The sequence below is a fragment of the Streptomyces mayonensis genome (genome assembly GCF_018982965.1).
GTDB classification, from domain to species: domain Bacteria; phylum Actinomycetota; class Actinomycetes; order Streptomycetales; family Streptomycetaceae; genus Streptomyces; species Streptomyces mayonensis.
Map to the genome: position 1 here is coordinate 1 of NZ_JACBYP010000220.1, position 4,567 is coordinate 4,567.

At 73.2% G+C, this 4,567-nt stretch carries 4 protein-coding genes and 1 pseudogene; all 5 read left to right on the forward strand.

Annotation, left to right across the window (positions count from 1 at the left end; translation table 11 throughout):
* Positions 1–234: pseudogene (locus tag HZS56_RS37180) on the forward strand (carbon monoxide dehydrogenase subunit G); the annotation flags it as partial.
* Between the two features lie 78 nt (positions 235–312).
* On the forward strand, positions 313–1,155 hold the full coding sequence (locus HZS56_RS37185) for an aldose epimerase family protein (RefSeq protein ID WP_216725223.1): 843 nt from the start codon (positions 313–315) through the stop codon (positions 1,153–1,155).
* A gap of 31 nt (positions 1,156–1,186) precedes the next feature.
* A complete protein-coding gene (pyrE, locus tag HZS56_RS37190) occupies positions 1,187–1,738 on the forward strand; it encodes an orotate phosphoribosyltransferase (protein ID WP_216725226.1) in 552 nt (183 codons plus the stop codon).
* A gap of 155 nt (positions 1,739–1,893) precedes the next feature.
* A complete protein-coding gene (gene fbaA / locus HZS56_RS37195) occupies positions 1,894–2,925 on the forward strand; it encodes a class II fructose-bisphosphate aldolase (protein WP_216725224.1) in 1,032 nt (343 codons plus the stop codon).
* A 170-nt stretch (positions 2,926–3,095) separates the two neighbouring features.
* Positions 3,096–4,562, forward strand: a complete 1,467-nt coding sequence (locus tag HZS56_RS37200; RefSeq protein ID WP_216725225.1) for an MFS transporter — start codon at positions 3,096–3,098, stop codon at positions 4,560–4,562.
* Positions 4,563–4,567: the final 5 nt, after the last annotated feature.

A 4,567-nucleotide genomic window follows, 5' to 3' on the forward strand; every position in this document is an offset into this window, starting at 1 on the left:
GCCCCCGACCCCGTCGAGCCGCCCGCCGCCGCCGAGGCCGCCCACGCGCGCCGCACGATGATCGGCCGCAGCGCCGAGGAGGTGGACCACGCCCCGCCGCGCGGCCGGTACGCTCCCGTCCCCGCACCCCAGCCGAGCGTGGCCGGTGCCCCCCTGCGCTGGGCGGCCCCCGCCGCGGCGCTCGTCGTCGCCTCGGCGATCGTCGTGGGCCGCGCGCTGCGCAGACGCCGCTGACCGCGCCCGGATCCCGTCCCGCCACGGACGGCCCCCGTCCCGCCGGTGCGCCCTTGATCGCCCCAGTAGGGTCGTGGCGTGAGCAACGAACCCATCACGCTGACCGCGGGTGACGCGGAGGCGACCGTGCTGCCGGGCAACGGCGGCCGGATCGGCGGGCTCCGCGTCGGCGGCACGGAACTGCTCCGCCAGGGCGAGCGCTACGGATGCTTCCCGATGGTCCCCTGGTGCGGACGCATCCGCGACGGCCGCTTCAGCGACGGCGCCGTGGTGCACCGGATGCCGCTCAACTCCCCGCCGCACGCCATCCACGGCACCGCACGCGACGCCGCCTGGCGCACGGCCCGCGTCACCGCGGACGAGGCCGTCCTCACGTACGACCTGACCGATCCCTGGCCCTACACCGGCCGCGTCACCCAGGTCGTCGCGCTCGCCGAGGACGCGCTGACGCTGACGCTGGCCGTGGAGACGTACGACTCGTCCTTCCCGGCCCAGGCCGGCTGGCACCCCTGGTTCAACCGCACCCTCGGCGGCGGGAACGGCCAGAGCGGCAGCAACGACGGGGACAGTGGGAGCGGCGGGGGCGGGGCGGACGTCTCGATCGCCTTCGACCCCGCCTGGCAGGAGGAGCGCGGTGACGACCACCTCCCCACCGGCAACCGCGTCGAGCCGAAGCCGGGCCCGTGGGACGACTGCTTCGGCATGCCGGACGGCGTCGACGTGACCCTCACCTGGCCCGGACGGCTGGAGCTGAAGGTGACCAGCCGCGAGCAGTGGGTCGTGGTGTACGACGAGCAGGAGGCCGCCGTCTGCGTGGAGCCGCAGACCGGGCCGCCGAACGGGCTGAACACCCTCCCGCGCCTGGTCACGCCCCTCGAGCCGCTGGAGGCCACGACGACCTGGGCCTGGCGCCGCCTCTAAGCTGGCGTACATGACGGACGTCAACGGAGTAATGCCGCCAGGCACACGCGGCGAGCTGCTGCAGCAGATCAAGGACAAGGCCGTGGTGCACGGCAGGGTGACCCTCTCCTCGGGTCTGGAGGCCGACTACTACGTCGACCTGCGCCGCATCACCCTGGACGGCGAGGCCGCGCCGCTGGTCGGACAGGTGCTGCTCGACCTGACCGCCGACCTGGAGTACGACACGGTGGGCGGTCTGACCATGGGCGCCGACCCGGTCGCCGCGAGCATGCTGCACGCCGCCGCCGCGCGCGGCCGCACACTGGACGCGTTCGTGGTCCGCAAGGCGGCCAAGGCGCACGGGCTGCAGCGCCGCGTCGAGGGTCCGGACATCAGGGGCCGCCGCGTCCTGGTCGTCGAGGACACCTCCACCACCGGCGGCTCCCCGCTCACCGCCGTCGAGGCCGTGCGCGAGGCCGGCGGCGAGGTGGTCGCCGTCGCGACCATCGTCGACCGTGCGACGGGCGCCGCCGAGAAGATCCGGGACGGCGCCGGAGTGCCGTATCTGTACGCGTACGACAAGGACGAGCTGGGCCTGGACTGAGCCGGCCGAGCCGTCCCCCGAAGCCCGCGACGGACGTCCACTCGGGTATTCCCGCGTCGTCTGGAAGGATGGGGCCGACGATGACGTCGCCCCCCAGTCCTAGGTCAGGGCCATAAGCGCCACCACGCCCACCCGCACATACAAGGAGCGGACAGATGCCCATCGCAACTCCCGAGGTCTACAACGAGATGCTGGACCGGGCGAAGGCAGGGAAGTTCGCCTACCCGGCCATCAACGTGACCTCCTCCCAGACGCTCCACGCGGCCCTGCGCGGTTTCGCCGAGGCGGAGAGCGACGGCATCATCCAGATGTCCACGGGCGGCGCCGAGTTCCTGGGCGGCCAGCACAACAAGGACATGGTGACCGGCGCCGTCGCCCTCGCCGAGTTCGCGCACATCGTCGCCGAGAAGTACGACGTCACCGTCGCCCTGCACACGGACCACTGTCCCAAGGACAAGCTGGACGCGTACGTGCGTCCGCTGCTCGCGGTCTCCGAGGAGCGCGTCAAGGCCGGCCGCAACCCGCTGTTCCAGTCGCACATGTGGGACGGCTCGGCCGAGACCCTGTCCGACAACCTCTCCATCGCCGCCGAGCTGCTGGAGCGCGCCCGCGCCGCCAAGATCATCCTTGAGGTCGAGATCACCCCGACCGGCGGCGAGGAGGACGGCGTCTCGCACGAGATCAACGACTCCCTCTACACGACGGTCGACGACGCGGTCCGCACCGTGGAGGCCCTGGGCCTCGGCGAGAAGGGCCGCTACCTGCTCGCCGCGTCCTTCGGCAACGTGCACGGCGTGTACAAGCCGGGCAACGTCGTGCTCCGTCCCGAGCTGCTCAAGGAGCTGAACGAGGGCATCGCGTCGAAGTACGGCCAGTCGGCCGGCAGCAAGCCGTTCAACTTCGTCTTCCACGGCGGCTCGGGCTCCACCGCCGAGGAGATCGCGACCGCCCTGGAGAACGGCGTGGTCAAGATGAACATCGACACGGACACCCAGTACGCCTTCACGCGTCCGGTCGCCGACCACATGTTCAGCAACTACGACGGCGTCCTCAAGGTCGACGGCGAGGTCGGCAACAAGAAGACCTACGACCCGCGCACCTGGGGCAAGCTGGCCGAGGCGGGCATGGCCGCGCGCGTCGTCGAGGCCTGCGGTCACCTGCGGTCCGCCGGCACGAAGATCAAGTAGTCTCCGGCGGTCACCCGACCGCTGCCGCGGTCTCGACCGCGGCCACGAGCCCGGTGCCGTACGCGCGCCGGGCTCGCTGCGTACTCCCGGTCCACCCGGTCCACGCGGTCCACCCGGTCCACCCGGTCCACCCGGGAGTACCCGGGCTGCACCGGGTGTATATCTGAGGCATGCCCGACGTCCGGCTCGCGTCACCGCAGGGCCGGTGGATCCTGCTGACCACCGTCCTCGGCTCCAGCATGGCCCTGCTGGACTCGACCGTCGTCAACGTCGCGCTGCCGCACATCGGCCGCGACCTCGGCGCGGACCTCGCCGCCCTGCAGTGGACCGTCAACGCCTACATGGTCACGCTGGCCGGGCTGATCCTCCTCGGCGGCGCCCTCGGCGACCGGTTCGGGCGGCGACGGATCTTCGTCCTCGGTGTGCTGTGGTTCGCCGCCGCGTCCCTGCTGTGCGGTCTCGCCCCGAACGCCGGTGTCCTGATCGCCGCCCGCGCCCTCCAGGGCATCGGCGGCGCGCTGCTCACGCCGGGTTCGCTTGCCCTGATCCAGGCCTCCTTCCACGCCGACGACCGGGGCCGGGCGGTGGGCCTGTGGTCCGGCTTCGGGGGCGTCGGCGCGGCGGTGGGGCCCTTCGTCGGGGGCTGGCTGGTGGACGGGGCGGGCTGGCGCTGGGTGTTCCTGCTCAACGTGCCGCTGGCACTGCTGTGCGCGCCGGTCGCGCTGCGCCACGTACCGGAGTCGTCCGACGAGCGCGCCCACACGCGGTTCGACGTACTCGGCGCGGCGCTGGGCGCGGCGGCTCTCGCGCTGCTCACGTACGCGCTGATCGAGGCCCGTACCGCGTCCTGGACGGTGGCGCTCAGCGCGGTGGCCGGGGCGGTGGCCGCGGTGGCCTTCGTCGTCGTCGAGCGGCGTGGCGGGGACCCGATGATGCCGCTGGACGTCTTCGCCTCCCGCCAGTTCACGGCGGTCAACCTGGTCACGCTGTGCGTGTACGCGGCGTTCGGCGGCTTCTTCTTCCTTGCCGCGCTCCAGCTCCAGGTGGTCGTCGGCTGGTCCGCGCTGGCCGCCGGTACGGCCCTGCTGCCGACCACCGTCCTGATGCTGCTGCTCTCCGCCCGCTCGGGCGCCCTCGCCGAGCGTCTCGGGCCGCGGCTCCAGCTCACCGCCGGGCCCCTGTTCTGCGCGGCCGGGATGGTGCTGATGCTGCGGGTCGGGCCGGGCGCCTCCTACCTCGCCGACGTACTGCCCGCGCTGCTGGTCCTCGGCCTCGGCATGGTCACGCTGGTGGCGCCGCTGACGGCGAGTGTGCTGGCCGCCGTGGACACCGCGCGGGCCGGTCTCGCCAGCGGCATCAACAACGCGGCGGCCCGTGCGGCGGGACTCGTCGCGGTCGCCGCGCTGCCGCTGCTCACCGGCATGGGGGAGGAGGCGTACCGGTCGGCGCCGGCCTTCGACGACGCGTTCGGGCCGGCGATGCTGATCTGCGCGGGCGTCCTGGTGGCCGGCTCGGTGCTCGCCTTCACCACGGTGCGCCGCCGCCCGTCCCCCGACTGCGCCCGGCCCGAGTGCCGCACCCACGGCTCGGTGCTGACGCCGCCGCTGGAGGGGGAGCGCGAGGGCGGGGAGGGGTAGGGGGA